Below are 15,556 nucleotides of genomic sequence, written 5' to 3'. Positions count from 1 at the left end.
CTCGTCCATCTACACCACTCTAGGCATCTTACTTACTCGCCTGTGCACGAACTTCAGTAAGGCGTTTAGAAATACGATTCACATCTTCACGGCTGAAGATTTCATCTAGGTTCATCGACAATTTACGACGCCAGTTTGGATACTCATCCACCGTACCAGGAATATTGACCGGTTGATCCATTTCTAGCCAGTCTTCAAGCTGAACACTAAGCAGTGCAGAGTCACCCGCGGCTACGTGCAGTTGCAGCGCTTCGCTTAGGTATGAATCCATTGGCACATACTGAGCATCATGACCAATGCCTTCTGGCAAATAGCCATGCCAGCGAACGCTGTCTAGAATGCCTTGTTTGCACTTCAAGCGATCAGCGAATAGGCCTTCCAACTGCTGTTCATCAGGGTACAGACCAATCTCACGCCCCATCTTCAAGTCATCACAGTGCCAGAAACCGCGTAGTGTTGGCATATCGTGCGTACACAGTGCAGCCATAGACTGCTCAGCGTAGTGCTTCGGAGAAATAAAGCCACCGTCGTCTTTTGATGTTTCGAAGAAGAAGACTTTGTACGAATGCACACCCGCATCACGAAGGATATCAACGATTTCATCAGGTACAGTACCCAAGTCTTCACCGATTACAGAACACTGATGGCGGTGAGATTCCAACGCTAGGATTGCTAGCATGTCTTCAACTGGGTAGTACAGGTATGCGCCTTCTGTCGCTTTCTCGCCTTTTGGAATCCACCAAAGGCGAAGCAGGCCAAGTACGTGGTCGATACGCAATGCACCACAATGCTTCATGTTAGCACGTAGCAATTTGATGTAAGCGTCGTAGCCAGTCGCTTCTAAAACCTGAGGGTTAAGCGGAGGCAGACCCCAGTTTTGGCCTAGTGGACCAAGTACATCTGGTGGCGCACCGATGCTTGCATCCAATACTAGCGCGCCTTCGTCAGCCCATGTTTCGCTGCCTGAATCTGCAACACCAACCGCAAGGTCACGGTACAAACCCACAGCCATGCCTTTTTCTTCGGCTAGCGCTTGCGCTTCTTTGATTTGATCGTCTGCGATCCATTGCAGGTACATGTACAAGTGAACACGATCTTGGTTGTCCTTAATGTACTTCTGAGTACCAGCTGCGTCGAATGTGCGGTATTTCTCAGGGAATACTGGCCAGCCCCACATGTTTGCATCTTCTGCATGTAAATCAGCATGAAGTGCATCGAATGCAGCTTGGTGTAGCAAGCTGTCGCCGCCTTTTTCAACAAAGTCCAAGAAGGCACGAGCGCGATCGGTGTTCTTGTCTAAATGGCGAGCTTTAAACTCACTGAATAGCAGCGGAAGAACGCTCATTTTTAGTTGCGAAACTTCGGTGTAATTCACCCAATGAGAGTCTCGCGCTTTTTGTAGACGTTGTTGGAACTCTGCACTACCCACTCGCTGTTGTGCTTCTGCACTTAGCGCGAATTCAGGTACAGAGCTTACGTCGATGTACATGATGTTCAACCAACGACGAGAAGACGGGCTGTATGGGCTTGCCCCTTCTGGATTCGCAGGGAACAGCGAGTGAATAGGGTTCAAGCCAATGAAGTCACCGCCACGAGAGGCAATATCACTCACCAGTTGTTTTAGGTCGCCAAAATCACCGATGCCCCAGTTATGCTGAGTACGCAGTGTGTAAAGCTGGATACTAGGACCCCATAGCTTTTTGTGTTGGTTTAGATCGTCTTGTTTGAAACACGCTTTCGGCGTAATGATCAATGACATCTCGTAAGGTGTTTTACGACGCTTACGACTGATGATCAGTTTGTGATAACCCCAAGCCAAGTTCTTTGGCAATGCAAACACTAGAGGGCCACCCTCAGCACGCTCATCACGAACAATTTGGGACTGAAGATAGCCTTCAAGTACCTCTCCTTGTTCTGTTTCTAAACGCCAGCTGAATTCACTCTCACGAGCACTCGTACCTAGGTTTAGTTCCACTTCGACTGGTTCGCCGTCGCGTAAAACAAGAACAGGGGCTAGTACGTCTTTTTTATGTTTCTTTTCAGCAGAGGCCAGTAGTTTTTCATCACTGCTAGTATCGTAGCCAAGCGAAGCGAGCAAGCGGCGTAGCGTCTCCTCAGACACTTTAGCCTCATCTCCCCAAGCACTGACATAGCTATCAGCCAATCTCGCCATTTCCGCGACTTTCTTTAATGCTGTTTGTTCTTTCATCGCTTTCTCCGAAGGTAATACCAACACCTTCCATGTAGGGTTTTATTGTTATCAATAACTTCTTTTGGAAAATGACCAAAGGTAGCGCTTGGCTACCTTGGTCTTAACTAGGTTCTATTAGCGTTTCACCGCTTCAAGTTTCCAGATATTGTTCACGTAGTCGCGGATTGAGCGGTCTGACGTGAACTTGCCAACAAGGGCGGTATTAAGAATGGCCTTCTTCGCCCAGCCAGCTTGATCTTTATATTGTTCGCTCATGTCTTCGTGCGCTTTCACGTAAGATGCAAAGTCCGCAAGACATAAGTACGGGTCACCGCCGTCTAGTAGGCTGTCATACGTTGCACGCAGTAAGCCTGGTTGACCTGGTGTGAACTCTTCACCCAGTAGTAGGTCCATGGACGCTTTGAGTAGGTGATCCGCGTTGTAGTAGTCAAATGGGTTATAACCTTGAGCTTTTAGCGCTTTCACACCTTCAACATCTAGACCGAAGATGTAGATGTTCTCATCGCCTACTTCCTCACGAATCTCAACGTTTGCACCATCCATTGTACCGATAGTTAGCGCACCGTTTAGCGCCATCTTCATGTTACCTGTACCTGATGCTTCTTTACCCGCTAGCGAGATTTGTTGAGAAACGTCAGCCGCAGGGATAATGATTTCAGCCATGCTCACGCGGTAGTCAGGGATGAATACCACTTTCAGCTTGTTACCGATGCGAGGATCGTTGTTCACCTTGTCTGCAATCTTGTTGATTGCGAAGATGATTTCTTTCGCTAGGTGGTAACCCGGTGCTGCTTTTGCTGCGAAGAACACAACGCGTGGCGTACACTCAAAACCTGGTTCATTAAGAATACGGTGGTACAGAGACAGTACGTGTAGCAAGTCTAGATGCTGACGTTTGTACTCGTGCAGACGCTTGATTTGGACATCGAAGATTGCATTAGTATCGAGCTCGATACCCATGTTCTCTTTCACCCAAGTTGCTAGGCGTTCTTTGTTCTCTTTCTTCACTGCCATGAATTCTTTTTGGAATGTCGCGTCAGTAGCGTACTTCGCAATACCTTCAAGTTGCTCTAGTTTCGCTGGCCATTCTGGGCCGACTTTCTCAGTGATAAGCTGAGACAGACCTGGGTTACAGAACTTCAACCAGCGACGTGGCGTAATACCGTTCGTTACGTTGTGTAGACGTGTCGGGTACATTTCGTGGAACTCTGGGAATAGGTCTTTCTTAACCAATTCAGAGTGAAGTGCTGCTACACCGTTTACTGCGTAAGAGCCGATTACACATAGGTTTGCCATGCGAACCATGCGGTGGAAACCTTCTTCGATGATAGAAAGCTTCTGTTGTTTCGCGACATCACCCGGCCACATTGCACGTACGTCTTGTAGGAAGCGGTGGTTGATCTCGTAAATGATCTCCATGTGACGTGGTAGCAGGTGCTGGATTAGCGACTCTGGCCATGTCTCTAGTGCTTCTGGAAGTAGCGTGTGGTTGGTGTACGCAAATGTCTTAGAGCTGATTTCCCAAGCCGCTTCCCAAGCTAAACCTTTTTCATCCATCAGGATGCGCATTAGTTCAGGAATCGCAATCGTTGGGTGTGTATCGTTAAGCTGGATAGTCTCTTGCTTAGGTAGATCCGCTAGCGAGTAGCCCGCAGCTTCGTGGCGACGTAGGATGTCACGTACAGACGCTGCTGAGTGGAAGTACTGCTGCATTAGACGCAGTGTTTTACCTTTCTCGTGGTTGTCATTCGGGTAAAGCACTTTAGTGATGTTACCTGCGTCGATCAGTGCGTGCTGAGCTTCGAAGTAATCACCATTGTTAAAGCTTGCTAGTGAGAATGGTGCAATCGCCTGACATTCCCAAAGACGTAGCGGGTAAACCGTGTCTGATTCGTAACCCACAATTGGAAGATCCCAAGGCATTGCTCTTACTGTCATGCCTGGTACCCATTTGCGAACCTCTTTACCGTTCTCGTTAATCACTTCAACGTGACCGTAGAAACCGATCTCTTGCGCAAGTTCTGGACGCGCAATTTCCCAAGGGTAGCCTTCTACACCGCGCCATGCGTCAGGTGCTTCTTGCTGGCGACCATCTTTGAACGACTGCTTAAATAGACCGTATTCGTAATGTAAACCATAGCCGACAGTTGGGAATTCTTGTGCCGCACATGAATCCATGAAACACGCAGCCAGACGACCAAGGCCACCATTACCCAATGATGGGTCGCGCTCTTCTTCTAGCAGATCAGTTAGGTTGTAACCCAGTTCAGCCATTGCTTCTGTTACTTGTTCGTACAGACCCATGCTGATTAGGTTGTTACCAGTCAAACGACCGATAAGGAATTCTAGCGAAAGGTAGTTAACGCTCTTCGCACTTTTAATGCGTGGATCTTCTTCTGTCGCAAGCAAATCTAGAGTAGTAAATTCAGCCAGAGCATGCCCCATTGCTAGGTACCATGCGCGGCTGTCTGCGTTTTCAATCGTATGAGCGTAAGTTACAGATAGGTGTTTCTTTACGCTTTCTTGGAACGACTTCTTGTCAAATTGTTTTTGTTGAGTAGGTTTCATTACGAAATTCTCACGTCTTTTGGTAATTCATCTGCCATACATCGTGCATTTACCTCTGTGAATAAACATCCTCCTAATTCTCATCCTTTGAAGGAGGAGGGCTGAGGGCGTAGAGGGGGTACCATTGCTAGGTTAGTGATCCAAATCTCAACAAAGTGAACTTTGCACCAGTTCTTAGTGATTTTGATCACAATGGAATGTGAGAAAGGTTAAAACCCGTTCATGACGCTTTTTATAGTCCACTCATCTGATGATGTGAAAATTGTAATATCGGTCACATTAACTCGGTCAGCGTAGAAGAACTTTTCGTAATCTATGTGCAACGCGATCTTAACGCTAACGAAACAAACGATATTTAAGTGACGACAATCACAAATAAAGGGCGTAGTTGATGGTAAATCCATCAACCCTTGAGAATTAGGAAGTGGATCAAAGTAACGAACATTTCTGATGTCGTAACATCCCACTCAGCTCACAGGATTGTACGCTTTTTATACAAACTAGAATTAGGCGATGTGAGTTATTTCTAGTTTTCGCTAGCTTTTATATCTAAGTGACCGTATGGAATGGTTTTTCAGACGGACGCAAGCCCCAACAGTAGCGACATTATCTGGCATTCAAACAGTGTTTTTGATGCTGATGACATCATTCAGTAAGACGGCTTTCAAGGGGGCTTTACTAGAATGAACACGTTGCAGTCATTTGGGTATACATAAATAAGGACATAACTACTAATGTGGATTCCATCTAAGCTTACTCGACCAGGACGCCTGCACAATGCCATCGTGCGCCCACGAGTGTTGGACTTACTACAGCAAGCGCCTTACTACAAATTGGTTTTATTCCGATCCCCAGCAGGTTACGGAAAAACGACAATGGCAGCGCAGTGGCTATCCGATAAGCCAAACGTCGGTTGGTACAGCATTGATGACAGCGATAACGACGGCTTTCGCTTTGTAAACTATCTGCTTCAAGCATTAAACAAAGCCACCAACTTCAGTTGCGCTAACGCACAAAAACTGGCGGAAAAACGTCAGATCTCGTCTTTACGCTCCCTATTTAGCGAAGTATTCGCTGAAATGGCTGACTTTCATCAAGAGTGCTACGTGGTACTTGATGACTACCATTTAATCACGAATGATGAAATCCATGAATCCATGCGTTTCTTTTTAAAGCACATGCCAGACAACCTCACCGTTGTGGTAACCAGTCGCGCAGCGCCGCCTCTGGGCACTGCAAACTTACGTGTTCGTGATTTAATGATCGAAATCGGCAACGAGATGTTGGCGTTTGATACCGAAGAAACCACTCGCTTCTTTAACCAGCGTATCGCCGATGGTATTGATGAAGACATGGCGAACAGTCTAAGAACCTATGTTGAAGGTTGGCCATCGGCGATGCAGTTGATCGCATTGCAAGCCCAACATCAAAACCGCACATTGGCACAAACCGTAGAGTCGGTATCGCAGTTCAATCACGCGCATTTGTGGGATTACCTAGTCGAAGAAGTGTTTGACTTACTCGATCACGAAACTCGTCACTTTTTAATGCAAGTATCCGTGCTTGACCACTTCAATGATGAGTTAGTGTTTGCCCTTACCCAACGCGAAGACGCACTGGGAATGATTGAATCGCTTAACCGTTACGGCTTATTCATTTACCCGCTCGAAGGGGAACAGAACTGGTTCCGGTTCCATAACTTATTTGGCGAGTTTTTATCTCATGAGCGCCAAGCTCGTATTCCTCAGCAAGAAAAAGATCTCCACCGCAATGCTGCTATCGCTTGGTTACAACAAAAAGCACCACACCAAGCGATTCATCATGCACAAAAATCGAATGATAAGGACTTAGTGGTAGAGATCCTAAACGAATTCGGCTGGAAGATGTTTAACCAAGGCGAACTCAGCACACTGGAAAGCTCAATTAACAAGTTGGACGATGATCTGTTGTTCAGCCACCCAAAACTTACGATGCTCCGAGCATGGTTGGCTCAAAGTCAGCATCGTTATAACCAAGTGGGCCACCTGCTTGAAGAAGCGGAAGAGGAGCACAAAAAGCGTAACATTGCGTTAGATATTCATTATCAAGGTCAAGCAAACGCGTTGCTTGCTCAAGTGGCTATCAACAGTAACCAGCCAGAAAAAGCTCTCGAATTAGCGGAGTTAGCGCTTAGCCAACTTGATAACACAATTTACCGTAGCCGAATTGTGGCGACTTCGGTTGTTGGTGAAGTTAACCACGTGCTAGGTAAACTAGACCGTGCTTTGCCGATGATGCAACAAACTGAAAAGCTAGCTCGTCAGTATCAGGTATATCACCAAGCGTTATGGGCAATATTGCAGCAAAGCGAGATTTTAATTGCACAAGGTTACGTGCAAGCTGCCTTTGAACTACAAGATTCCGCATTCCGTCTGATTGAAGATCAGCAGCTTCAGCATGTTCCTCTTCATGAATTTTTGCTGCGTATTCGCGCGCAAGTACTTTGGTGCTGGAACCGACTTGATGAAGCGGAAGAATGCGCGTACAAAGGTCTGCAAATTCTCGAAAACCATTCACCAAGCAAGCACTTACATAGCTATTCGATGTTGGCGCGTATTGCGATTGGACGCGGTGAATTAGACAAAGCCGGTAAATTCATTGAGCATATACAGCACTTGATGAAACAGTCGACTTACCACGTAGATTGGACAGCAAACGCCTCACTATCGTTGATTCTATTTTGGCAAGCGCGCGGGAATACCGATGCAATGCAAGAATGGCTCAACACTGCGGTTCGTCCTGAATCGGCATGCAACCACTTTTCTCAATTGCAATGGCGTAACATTGCCCGCGCCCACATTAACTTAGGCCAATATACCGACGCTCGTGCTGCGTTAGATTTCCTCCAAGGTGAAGCTCGTCGCACTAACCTAATCACAGATACTAATCGCAACTTAGTGGTTGAAGCGGTCCTTTCTGCTCGCCAAAAAGATGAGGAGCAAGCCAAGGCTCTGTTAAAAGAAGCATTAGTAATGACGAACCAAACTGGCATGGTCGGAAACTTCCTGATTGATGGTGCAACCATTGGCGGTCTGCTGGAGAAGTTGAGCCTCCGCCATGAACTGGGCGATCTTGAGCGTCACCGTGCTCAGCAGTTAATGAAGGACATTTCATCGAATCAACGTAGCCGGTCGATTCACTTTGATGAAGACTTTATTGAAAAGTTGGTGAATCACCCTAATGTGCCAGAGCTAGTACGTACTAGCCCATTAACACAACGCGAATGGCAGGTTCTGGGGCTGATTTATTCAGGCTTTAGTAACGAGCAAATCGCACAAGAGCTGGATGTGGCAGGTACGACAATTAAAACCCACATTCGCAACCTGTACCAAAAGCTTAATATTGCTAATCGTAAAGAAGCCATTGTGACAGCTGAAAATTTGCTGCAGTTGATGGGATACTGAACTGCTCGATAAACGGGTTAAAACGTAAAGTAAAACACAAGGGTTGGCGTAACACGTCAGCCCTTTTTTATGACTGACAGTAAGAGAAGTGCAATTTGCAAAGCACGTAAGTAACGTTGTTCATATAAAAAAATAGCCAACCGCAATAATCGCGATTGGCTTATATTTAGTGTGAACAAATTGTATTCACTAACAACGTCAGTTGGCTAGGTGACCCTCGGCTTAAGAAGGGTCGAGCAGTATTATGCATTAATCATGCCAAAATGCAAAGACTTATTTTTGGGCACAAGATCTCATATAAGCTGGATTTATTCACGCGTAAATTATCAAAATGCAATTTTATAATGCAAATTGCAATTGCACAATGCAACCAAGATTGATAATTGATAGTAGAGTTAATCATCTCAAAAATGTAAACCAAGCATTAAAAGCTCGTTACGGCGGCATTGTCTCTTGGCGGGTAATAAATATAGGCAACAGATTGGATATAAAACCAAGTAGTTACAGCACTATTTCATACTTTTTTCATCGCAATGTTTGTATACTCTCTGCCATCGAAACGACTTAGCATTAGAGCAATGAACTACTTAATTACTTTCTTCAAGGGAATCGCCATGGGTGCAGCAGATGTTGTACCTGGTGTATCTGGCGGCACCATCGCGTTTATCACTGGTATTTACGATACGCTGCTTGAAAGCATTCGACGCATTAACCCCTCACTTTTCTCTATCTGGCGAAAAGAAGGGTTTAAAGCCGCGTTTAATCACATCAACGGATTCTTCCTAATCGCTCTGTTTGCCGGCATTTTCACCAGTATTGCAACGCTAGCAAAGTTGATTACTTGGCTTCTTGACACACACCCGATCCCACTTTGGTCATTTTTCTTTGGTCTAATTTTGGTCTCTGTGTATCACATTATTCGTCAGGTTGAGCAACGCGATCTTGTCCGCTTTGTCATTCTGCTCGTTGGTGTCGGGTTTGCTTATAGTATTACTGTGCTCAAACCTTTACACATGGAACCAACGGCCATTAACACCTTATTCGCTGGAGCTATCGCGATTTGTGCGATGATCTTGCCGGGTATCTCTGGCAGTTTTATTTTGCTGCTGATTGGCATGTATGCTCCTGTATTAGCCGCAGTGAAAGGTTTTCAAGTCGATACATTAGCGCTATTTTTGTCTGGCTGCGTGATCGGTTTACTGTCCTTCTCTCACTTATTGTCGTGGTTACTACGCAAGTTCCGTGATTTCACCCTGATGTTTTTGACTGGATTAATGATTGGTACGTTGCCAAAGATTTGGCCATGGAAAGAAACCATCACTTGGCGCACCAATTCGAAGGGCGAACAAGTGCCATTGCTACAGCACAACCTATCACCATTTGAATTTGAACACGTGACATCACAACCTTCTCAGTTAGTACTTGCTGTCGTAATGATGCTTGCAGCCATTGCTCTGGTTTTGGGTCTAGAGAAATTCGCAGATTCAGATAAATAACTTTGGTATCAAACACATACTGAACCAAATAAAAACGGAGCCAATTGGCTCCGTTTTTATCTATTGGCTAAGGGCAAAAACATCTCAATTGAAAACTCTGCTGTATTTGATGCAATAAAGTCCGTCGCATTACTAAGAAGCTGGTCACCGAGGTATAACGCACAATTTACCGAGGTCACGAGTTGGCGAGCGGCGCATCTGTGCTACGATGCTCGTAATGTTAAGTGATAAATGCTGAACCTTAATGAAACTGTTACAAATCGCCGCTGTTTCAGCCGCATTAGTTGCGGGATTTTATGCCCCGACTCTAATAAAAAGCTTTTCTTCTTCCACTCAAAGCAAGTCAATAGATGAATACTGCTTTCTCTCTACAACCTCTTGCGTCCAAGAAAATGTTACGATGACGCTAAACTCAGAAACTGCTCAACCCTTGGTTCCTACCACTCTAAATGTTGAGTGGCATACAAGCTATGCTAAGCAACTCATCCTAAGTCTTTCAGGAAGAGAAATGGAGATGGGTGAGCCTAAGTTTTTGCTGAAGCAAATCGCTCCTGGCCAATATCAAGGTGACATCATTCTCCCGGTTTGCACGGAGGATGCAATGACTTGGGTTGGTGAACTCAGTGATGGAGAGAATACCGTTTACCCTGCTATAAAAATGCAAAGATAAGGAATCGTTATGAGCCGCAATTGGTCCCTATTTCTCGTAGCTGCTTTCGCACTCGGGTTTGGCGTAAAGAGCTATTTAGATAACCAGAAAACGAAGCCAGAGCAAGTGGACAGTTCCACCTCTCAACAAACGGTATTGTTTGGGGAAAATAACCAAGCCGTCAATATCTTCGATGTGAATGACCCTCGCATCCGAGTCGTCTATTTTGGCTTTACTCGCTGCCCAGACGTTTGCCCAACTTCTCTTGCAATGCTGGCAGGAGCACTGACTCAAATTGACGACGCGCAAAAAGCACAACTACGCCCGATGTTCATTTCTTTAGACCCAGAGCGTGATGAGGCCGATGCATCAGCAAAATATGCCCATTACTTCCATCCAATGATTGAAGGCCTATCGGCACCACTTGATGTAACGACACCTTTGGCACACAACTATGGTGTCATTTTCCGCAAGACAGAATTGGAAGGCTCGGAACTAAAGTACACGCTGGATCATAGCTCTTACTTTTACTTCTTGAAGCCGGATGGCACGTTAATCACTAAAGTACCGCATACGCTCTCGCCGGCACCGATTGTTGAAGCCATTTCAAAACTAACGACCGAAGGCTCTTCAAATGACGGTTAAGTCAGTGCTGAAGCAATTTTTCAATTTCCTAACTCATACCACCCCCAATGTCGAACAAGACGTCGATACGATCATTGACGCCATTGGGGGCATAGAGAACCTGCTAGAAACTGGTGCATGTGCGACTCGGCTGCGTCTTACCCTCAGAGCGACGTCCGTCATCGATAAGAACGCACTCAAAAATCATGGCGCGCATGGCGTCGTGATATTGGATGATCGTCATGTCCAAATCATATACGGCTTAAAAGCCAACACGTATTCGCAGATTATGGAAGAGCGCATCACAAAACAAAGTTAATATTTTTGCAGTATAGCTACCCTCTTTAAAAAAGGGCAGCTATACTCTTTTGGCTTAATTAACTCACTTATTTATTAACCAACGAAGAGGACACAAGATGATTGTATTGAATAACACTAACTGGGCATCGCAAGGGTAATCCTAACAGCACCAACTCTGTGGCATAACCACAACTCCCCTTTTCTGCCCGGTCTTCACCGGGGTCAACTCTATCCGAATTAGACCCTAATGCGATTTGTATTAAGGCGCTTTGTTGCGTCTGGGATAATTCAATAATGAATCAAACACATACTTTTTGTGACACATTAGTTTCAACTTCAAACCCTCTAAAACAATTGGGTTGGAAACCATTTTTTCAGCAACAACTGACATTAGACGATTACGACAACACTATCTTTGCTCGTGTAATTGCGCACCACCGAAGTGGTTATTTATTGGCAACAGAAACTGGGCAAGTTCATCTTAATGCCCACCATTCTTTACCCAACATGACCGTCGGAGACTGGGTAATCTTAAATGAAGATCAGCAATTTGTTCGCTTACTGGATCGCTTGAGCCTCTTTAGCCGCAAAGCCGCTGGCAGCAAAGTGGCAGAGCAACTCATCACAGCCAATGTGGATACAGTGTTTATCGTCTGTTCCCTTAACGACGACTTCAATTTAAGTCGTATTGAACGCTATCTTGCCTTGGCTCATGAAGCCGAAGTCGAACCCGTCATCGTGCTTTCCAAAGCCGATTTGTGTGACAATACTGATGAACTAAAAAGCCAAGTACAGAAGCTCGACCCTCTATTAGCTATAGAGACAGTCAACGGCTTAGAAATAGAGAGTGCTTCTAAACTCATGACCTGGTGCAAAGAAGGACAAACCCTCGCTTTTATCGGTTCTTCAGGCGTTGGCAAATCAACTCTTGTTAATGCATTACTCGGGCAACAAGAACAGGCAACTGGGCATATTCGTGAAGACGATAGCAAAGGTCGACATACAACTACATCGCGCTCTATCCATCTATTACCTGATGGCGGCATCTTGATTGATACTCCGGGAATGCGCGAGCTTCAACTAGCAGATTGTGAATCGGGGGTCAGTGAGGCATTTTCTGACATTGAGGCTCTCGCTCAGCGTTGTCGCTTTGGTGATTGCCAGCATCAAACTGAGCCGGGTTGCGCAATTCAAACTGCGATTGAAAATGGCAAACTGGAAGTTCGTCGTTTCAATAACTATCAAAAACTATCGCGAGAACAAGCCTTTAACGGTGCGACTTTGGCAGAGCAACGAGCACAAAGTCGACGATTCGGTAAACTTGCTCGCAATGCCATGAGTGATAAGCGCAGGCGCCAACAAAGTTATTAATTTGTTGCGTTTGAGTTGTCAATAAAATCAAAGGAGACGAAAGTCTCCTTTTTAACAACTTTATTAAAAACCATTACTCATAACTAATGATAATTTTCAACATAAAAATCTTATTTAAATAACATTGAGCAAACATTTAATCCAAAAACAAACTAAAACTAGACACAAAATATTACCAAGCTAAGATATGTGATATTCAGCAAGAAAATGGCTGAATTTATAAAAACAGGATAATTGATAATCATGTGTCTTAGTGACCAGAAGCAATGCTCACCCCTTGTAATATAAGGGCATTATCGCCGTGTAATGATGGACTATTGCCCTGCCACTCTGGCATAAAATTGCAGGAATGATGTATGCAACACAACAGCCTCGTTGCCCGATATGCTCGTGGTAACCTCGTCGTCCAGATCCTTGTCGGTATCGTCTTTGGTATTTTGCTCGCGACAATTTCTCCAAGCCATGCCGAAAGCGCGGGATTAATTGGTAGCCTTTTTGTCGGTGCGCTTAAAGCGATCGCGCCAATTCTTGTGTTTATTTTGGTTGCCGCTTCAATTGCAAACCAAAAGAAAAACCAACACACTTACATGCGCCCAATCGTTGTACTGTACCTGATGGGTACATTCTTCGCGGCGCTATCAGCAGTGGTTCTAAGCTTCCTTTTCCCGACCAATTTAACGCTTGTCACCGGCGCTGAAGGTGCAACGCCTCCTCAAGGTATTGCTGAAATTCTACGCACATTGTTGTTTAAACTGGTCGACAACCCAGTAAATGCACTAGTAGAAGCAAACTACATCGGCATTCTTGCTTGGGGTGTGGGTCTGGGTCTTGCACTACACCACGCATCGGCAACAACGAAGGCCGTATTTGAAGATCTAAGCCACAGCGTGTCTCACATTGTGCGCTTTATCATTCGTCTTGCACCATTTGGTATCTTTGGCTTGGTTGCTTCAACGTTTGCGACAACGGGCTTTAGCGCACTAGCAAGCTACGCACACCTTCTGGCGGTTCTTCTTGGCGCAATGATGATCATCGCACTCGTTGTAAACCCAGCGATCGTGTTCGTTAAAACCAAACAAAACCCTTACCCACTTGTATTCCGTTGTCTACGTGAAAGTGGTGTAACTGCGTTCTTCACTCGTTCAAGTGCGGCGAATATTCCAGTAAACATGGCACTATGTGAGAAGCTAAAACTGGACGAGGATACATACTCAGTATCTATCCCTCTAGGTGCGACCATCAACATGGCTGGTGCTGCAATCACTATCACAACACTAACGCTTGCAGCTGTGCACACTATGGGTATCGAAGTTGATCTACTGACTGCGCTACTTCTAAGTATTGTAGCTGCGGTTTCTGCATGCGGCGCATCAGGTGTTGCAGGTGGCTCTCTACTACTTATCCCACTTGCGTGTGGCCTGTTTGGTATCTCAAACGACGTAGCAATGCAGGTTGTAGCGGTTGGCTTCATCATCGGCGTGATTCAAGACTCTGCTGAAACTGCACTAAACAGCTCAACAGACGTTGTCTTTACGGCAGCAGTTTGTAAATCAGAGCAGCAAAAAGCTCAGTAAGACTGACAGAACAAATAGAAAGGGGAGCCGATGATGGCTCCCCTTTTTTGTTTAATTGCGCTCAATTATGCGGTGACCAGAGCCACTTCTTCAATCGGGAAGTTTTTGCTTGGCTCAACAAACTCTTGCTGCGCCGCAATAGTTTGCAGCTCCCATTCGCCTGCATGGTACGTTGCACTTAACACCCCGTAGCATGCGTCATGACAATGTTGGAAAGCTTGCTTAGGAGACCAGTCTTTTAAGAGTCCCGCGGTAAAGATAGCTGAAATAAGATCGCCCACGCCAACAGGTTGTTTAGCAAACTCAAATTGAGGACGCTTCGCAAGGTAAATGCCTTCTTGCGTAGCCAATAGCATGTTAAAGCTGCCATTTTCTAGGCAGTAAAGGTGCTTAACTAGCACCACTTTTGGACCTTTCTCTAGCGCACGTTGGCATGCGGTGATCGCATCGTCTAGTGAGTGGATTTCCATCTCAGCAAATTGACTTAGCTCGAATTGGTTCGGAACGATCACGTCCGCCATTGGCATCAAACGCGTTAGAAGATTTTCAGCAATGCCCGGAGCCACAATGCAGCCTTTGTCTGGCGCGCCCATCACAGGGTCGCAAACGTAAAGTGCGTTCGGGTTTGCTTGTTTCACTTTCGTCACGGTATCTTCAACAGCAAGGCACTGCTCTGCGCTACCTTGGTAGCCCGTCAATACCGCTTGGCACTTTTCCAGCGCGTCGATGTTACCAAGTCCACGAACTAACTCGCTGATGTCTTCAGCCGCAAACGCTCGCCCAGTCCAGCCTTCTTGATACTGCGTGTGGTTAGAAAATTGAACGGTATGAATCGGCCATACTTCGAAACCCATGCGTTGCATTGGGAAAACGGCACTGCTGTTACCAGCATGACCAAAAGAAACATGAGATTGTATAGAGAGGATACCTTGCATAGTACCTTACCTCTTATTGTAGTTATCGATAGTTCAAAGACAGCGGCAAGCGCCAGTTTTGCGAAACCAGTAGTGTATCCGACAAACCAAGATTCTCTAACTCAATTCTCCTCAATATCTTCAGAGTAAGTTGGCGCGCTGGTTTTCAACACCATCTTCTTAATTTCCATTTTGTCTTTATTCAGTGCGATTTCTAGGGTATCTCCTTCCCTTATCCCGAGCTGAGCCAGGATTACGCTTGGAATGACTACGGCGGTGTCGTCACCGATTTTAACAGGTTGACTTATCATCTTTCGTCCTCCAAATGTCGAAAATGAGTTTTCACGTCATTGGATGTCTAGCCTCAAATACATTAAGCTGACTTGGATTTGGCGTAAATGCCTA

At 45.6% G+C, this 15,556-nt stretch carries 11 protein-coding genes; 7 read left to right on the top strand and 4 right to left on the bottom strand.

The genetic code is table 11. The features are described from left to right. Positions 1-28: 28 nt before the first annotated feature. Both malQ and KI742_RS06630 read right to left on the bottom strand, forming a co-directional pair. Entirely contained in the window at positions 29-2,209 is a 2,181-nt protein-coding gene (gene malQ, locus KI742_RS06635) for a 4-alpha-glucanotransferase (protein ID WP_005374838.1), read from the bottom strand. A gap of 117 nt (positions 2,210-2,326) precedes the next feature. Beyond that, a complete protein-coding gene (locus KI742_RS06630; protein ID WP_005374836.1) occupies positions 2,327-4,780 on the bottom strand; it encodes a glycogen/starch/alpha-glucan phosphorylase in 2,454 nt (817 codons plus the stop codon). 734 nt (positions 4,781-5,514) lie between these two features. Between KI742_RS06630 and malT the strand changes: the two genes are divergently transcribed. From malT to sstT, 7 genes are all read left to right on the top strand, one after another. Continuing rightward, positions 5,515-8,223, top strand: a complete 2,709-nt coding sequence (gene malT, locus KI742_RS06625; protein ID WP_005374834.1) for an HTH-type transcriptional regulator MalT — start codon at positions 5,515-5,517, stop codon at positions 8,221-8,223. 578 nt (positions 8,224-8,801) lie between these two features. After that, positions 8,802-9,719 carry a DUF368 domain-containing protein gene (locus KI742_RS06620; RefSeq protein ID WP_017820124.1) on the top strand — a complete coding sequence of 306 codons (918 nt, stop codon included), beginning with the start codon at positions 8,802-8,804 and terminating at the stop codon, positions 9,717-9,719. A 244-nt stretch (positions 9,720-9,963) separates the two neighbouring features. Continuing rightward, positions 9,964-10,389: a hypothetical protein gene (locus KI742_RS06615; RefSeq protein WP_285385306.1), complete on the top strand. Its 426-nt coding sequence runs from the start codon at positions 9,964-9,966 to the stop codon at positions 10,387-10,389. A gap of 9 nt (positions 10,390-10,398) precedes the next feature. Next, the gene (locus KI742_RS06610) at positions 10,399-11,013 is read left to right on the top strand and encodes an SCO family protein (RefSeq protein ID WP_285385307.1); all 615 of its coding nucleotides are present in this window, start codon (positions 10,399-10,401) and stop codon (positions 11,011-11,013) included. Next, complete coding sequence (locus KI742_RS06605) at positions 11,003-11,311, top strand: PTS transporter subunit EIIB (protein WP_285385308.1); 309 nt, start codon at positions 11,003-11,005, stop codon at positions 11,309-11,311. Before KI742_RS06610 ends, KI742_RS06605 begins: the two co-directional genes overlap by 11 nt. A 275-nt stretch (positions 11,312-11,586) precedes the next feature. Further along, on the top strand, positions 11,587-12,663 hold the full coding sequence (gene rsgA / locus KI742_RS06600; protein ID WP_285385309.1) for a ribosome small subunit-dependent GTPase A: 1,077 nt from the start codon (positions 11,587-11,589) through the stop codon (positions 12,661-12,663). Positions 12,664-13,019: 356 nt separating this feature from the next. Further along, entirely contained in the window at positions 13,020-14,237 is a 1,218-nt protein-coding gene (gene sstT, locus KI742_RS06595; protein ID WP_005374821.1) for a serine/threonine transporter SstT, read from the top strand. Positions 14,238-14,302: 65 nt separating this feature from the next. Here sstT and pdxY read toward each other — a convergent pair whose 3' ends face one another. Both pdxY and KI742_RS06585 read right to left on the bottom strand, forming a co-directional pair. Further along, positions 14,303-15,172 (bottom strand): pyridoxal kinase PdxY, encoded by an 870-nt coding sequence (gene pdxY / locus KI742_RS06590; RefSeq protein ID WP_137282992.1) that lies wholly within the window; start codon positions 15,170-15,172, stop codon positions 14,303-14,305. A gap of 101 nt (positions 15,173-15,273) precedes the next feature. Further along, positions 15,274-15,462 carry an AbrB/MazE/SpoVT family DNA-binding domain-containing protein gene (locus KI742_RS06585; RefSeq protein WP_017634469.1) on the bottom strand — a complete coding sequence of 63 codons (189 nt, stop codon included), beginning with the start codon at positions 15,460-15,462 and terminating at the stop codon, positions 15,274-15,276. Positions 15,463-15,556: the final 94 nt, after the last annotated feature.

It is taken from the genome of Vibrio sp. D417a (assembly GCF_030248595.1).
Taxonomy (GTDB): domain Bacteria; phylum Pseudomonadota; class Gammaproteobacteria; order Enterobacterales; family Vibrionaceae; genus Vibrio; species Vibrio alginolyticus.
This window is presented reverse-complemented; position numbering and strand designations above follow the sequence as displayed.

Coding starts and splice junctions, on each gene's coding strand:
- malQ (WP_005374838.1), bottom strand. CDS start 2,209: ATGAAAGAACAAACAGCATTAAAGAAAGTCGCGGAAATGGCGAGATTG.
- KI742_RS06630 (WP_005374836.1), bottom strand. CDS start 4,780: ATGAAACCTACTCAACAAAAACAATTTGACAAGAAGTCGTTCCAAGAA.
- malT (WP_005374834.1), top strand. CDS start 5,515: ATGTGGATTCCATCTAAGCTTACTCGACCAGGACGCCTGCACAATGCC.
- KI742_RS06620 (WP_017820124.1), top strand. CDS start 8,802: ATGAACTACTTAATTACTTTCTTCAAGGGAATCGCCATGGGTGCAGCA.
- KI742_RS06615 (WP_285385306.1), top strand. CDS start 9,964: ATGAAACTGTTACAAATCGCCGCTGTTTCAGCCGCATTAGTTGCGGGA.
- KI742_RS06610 (WP_285385307.1), top strand. CDS start 10,399: ATGAGCCGCAATTGGTCCCTATTTCTCGTAGCTGCTTTCGCACTCGGG.
- KI742_RS06605 (WP_285385308.1), top strand. CDS start 11,003: ATGACGGTTAAGTCAGTGCTGAAGCAATTTTTCAATTTCCTAACTCAT.
- rsgA (WP_285385309.1), top strand. CDS start 11,587: ATGAATCAAACACATACTTTTTGTGACACATTAGTTTCAACTTCAAAC.
- sstT (WP_005374821.1), top strand. CDS start 13,020: ATGCAACACAACAGCCTCGTTGCCCGATATGCTCGTGGTAACCTCGTC.
- pdxY (WP_137282992.1), bottom strand. CDS start 15,172: ATGCAAGGTATCCTCTCTATACAATCTCATGTTTCTTTTGGTCATGCT.
- KI742_RS06585 (WP_017634469.1), bottom strand. CDS start 15,462: ATGATAAGTCAACCTGTTAAAATCGGTGACGACACCGCCGTAGTCATT.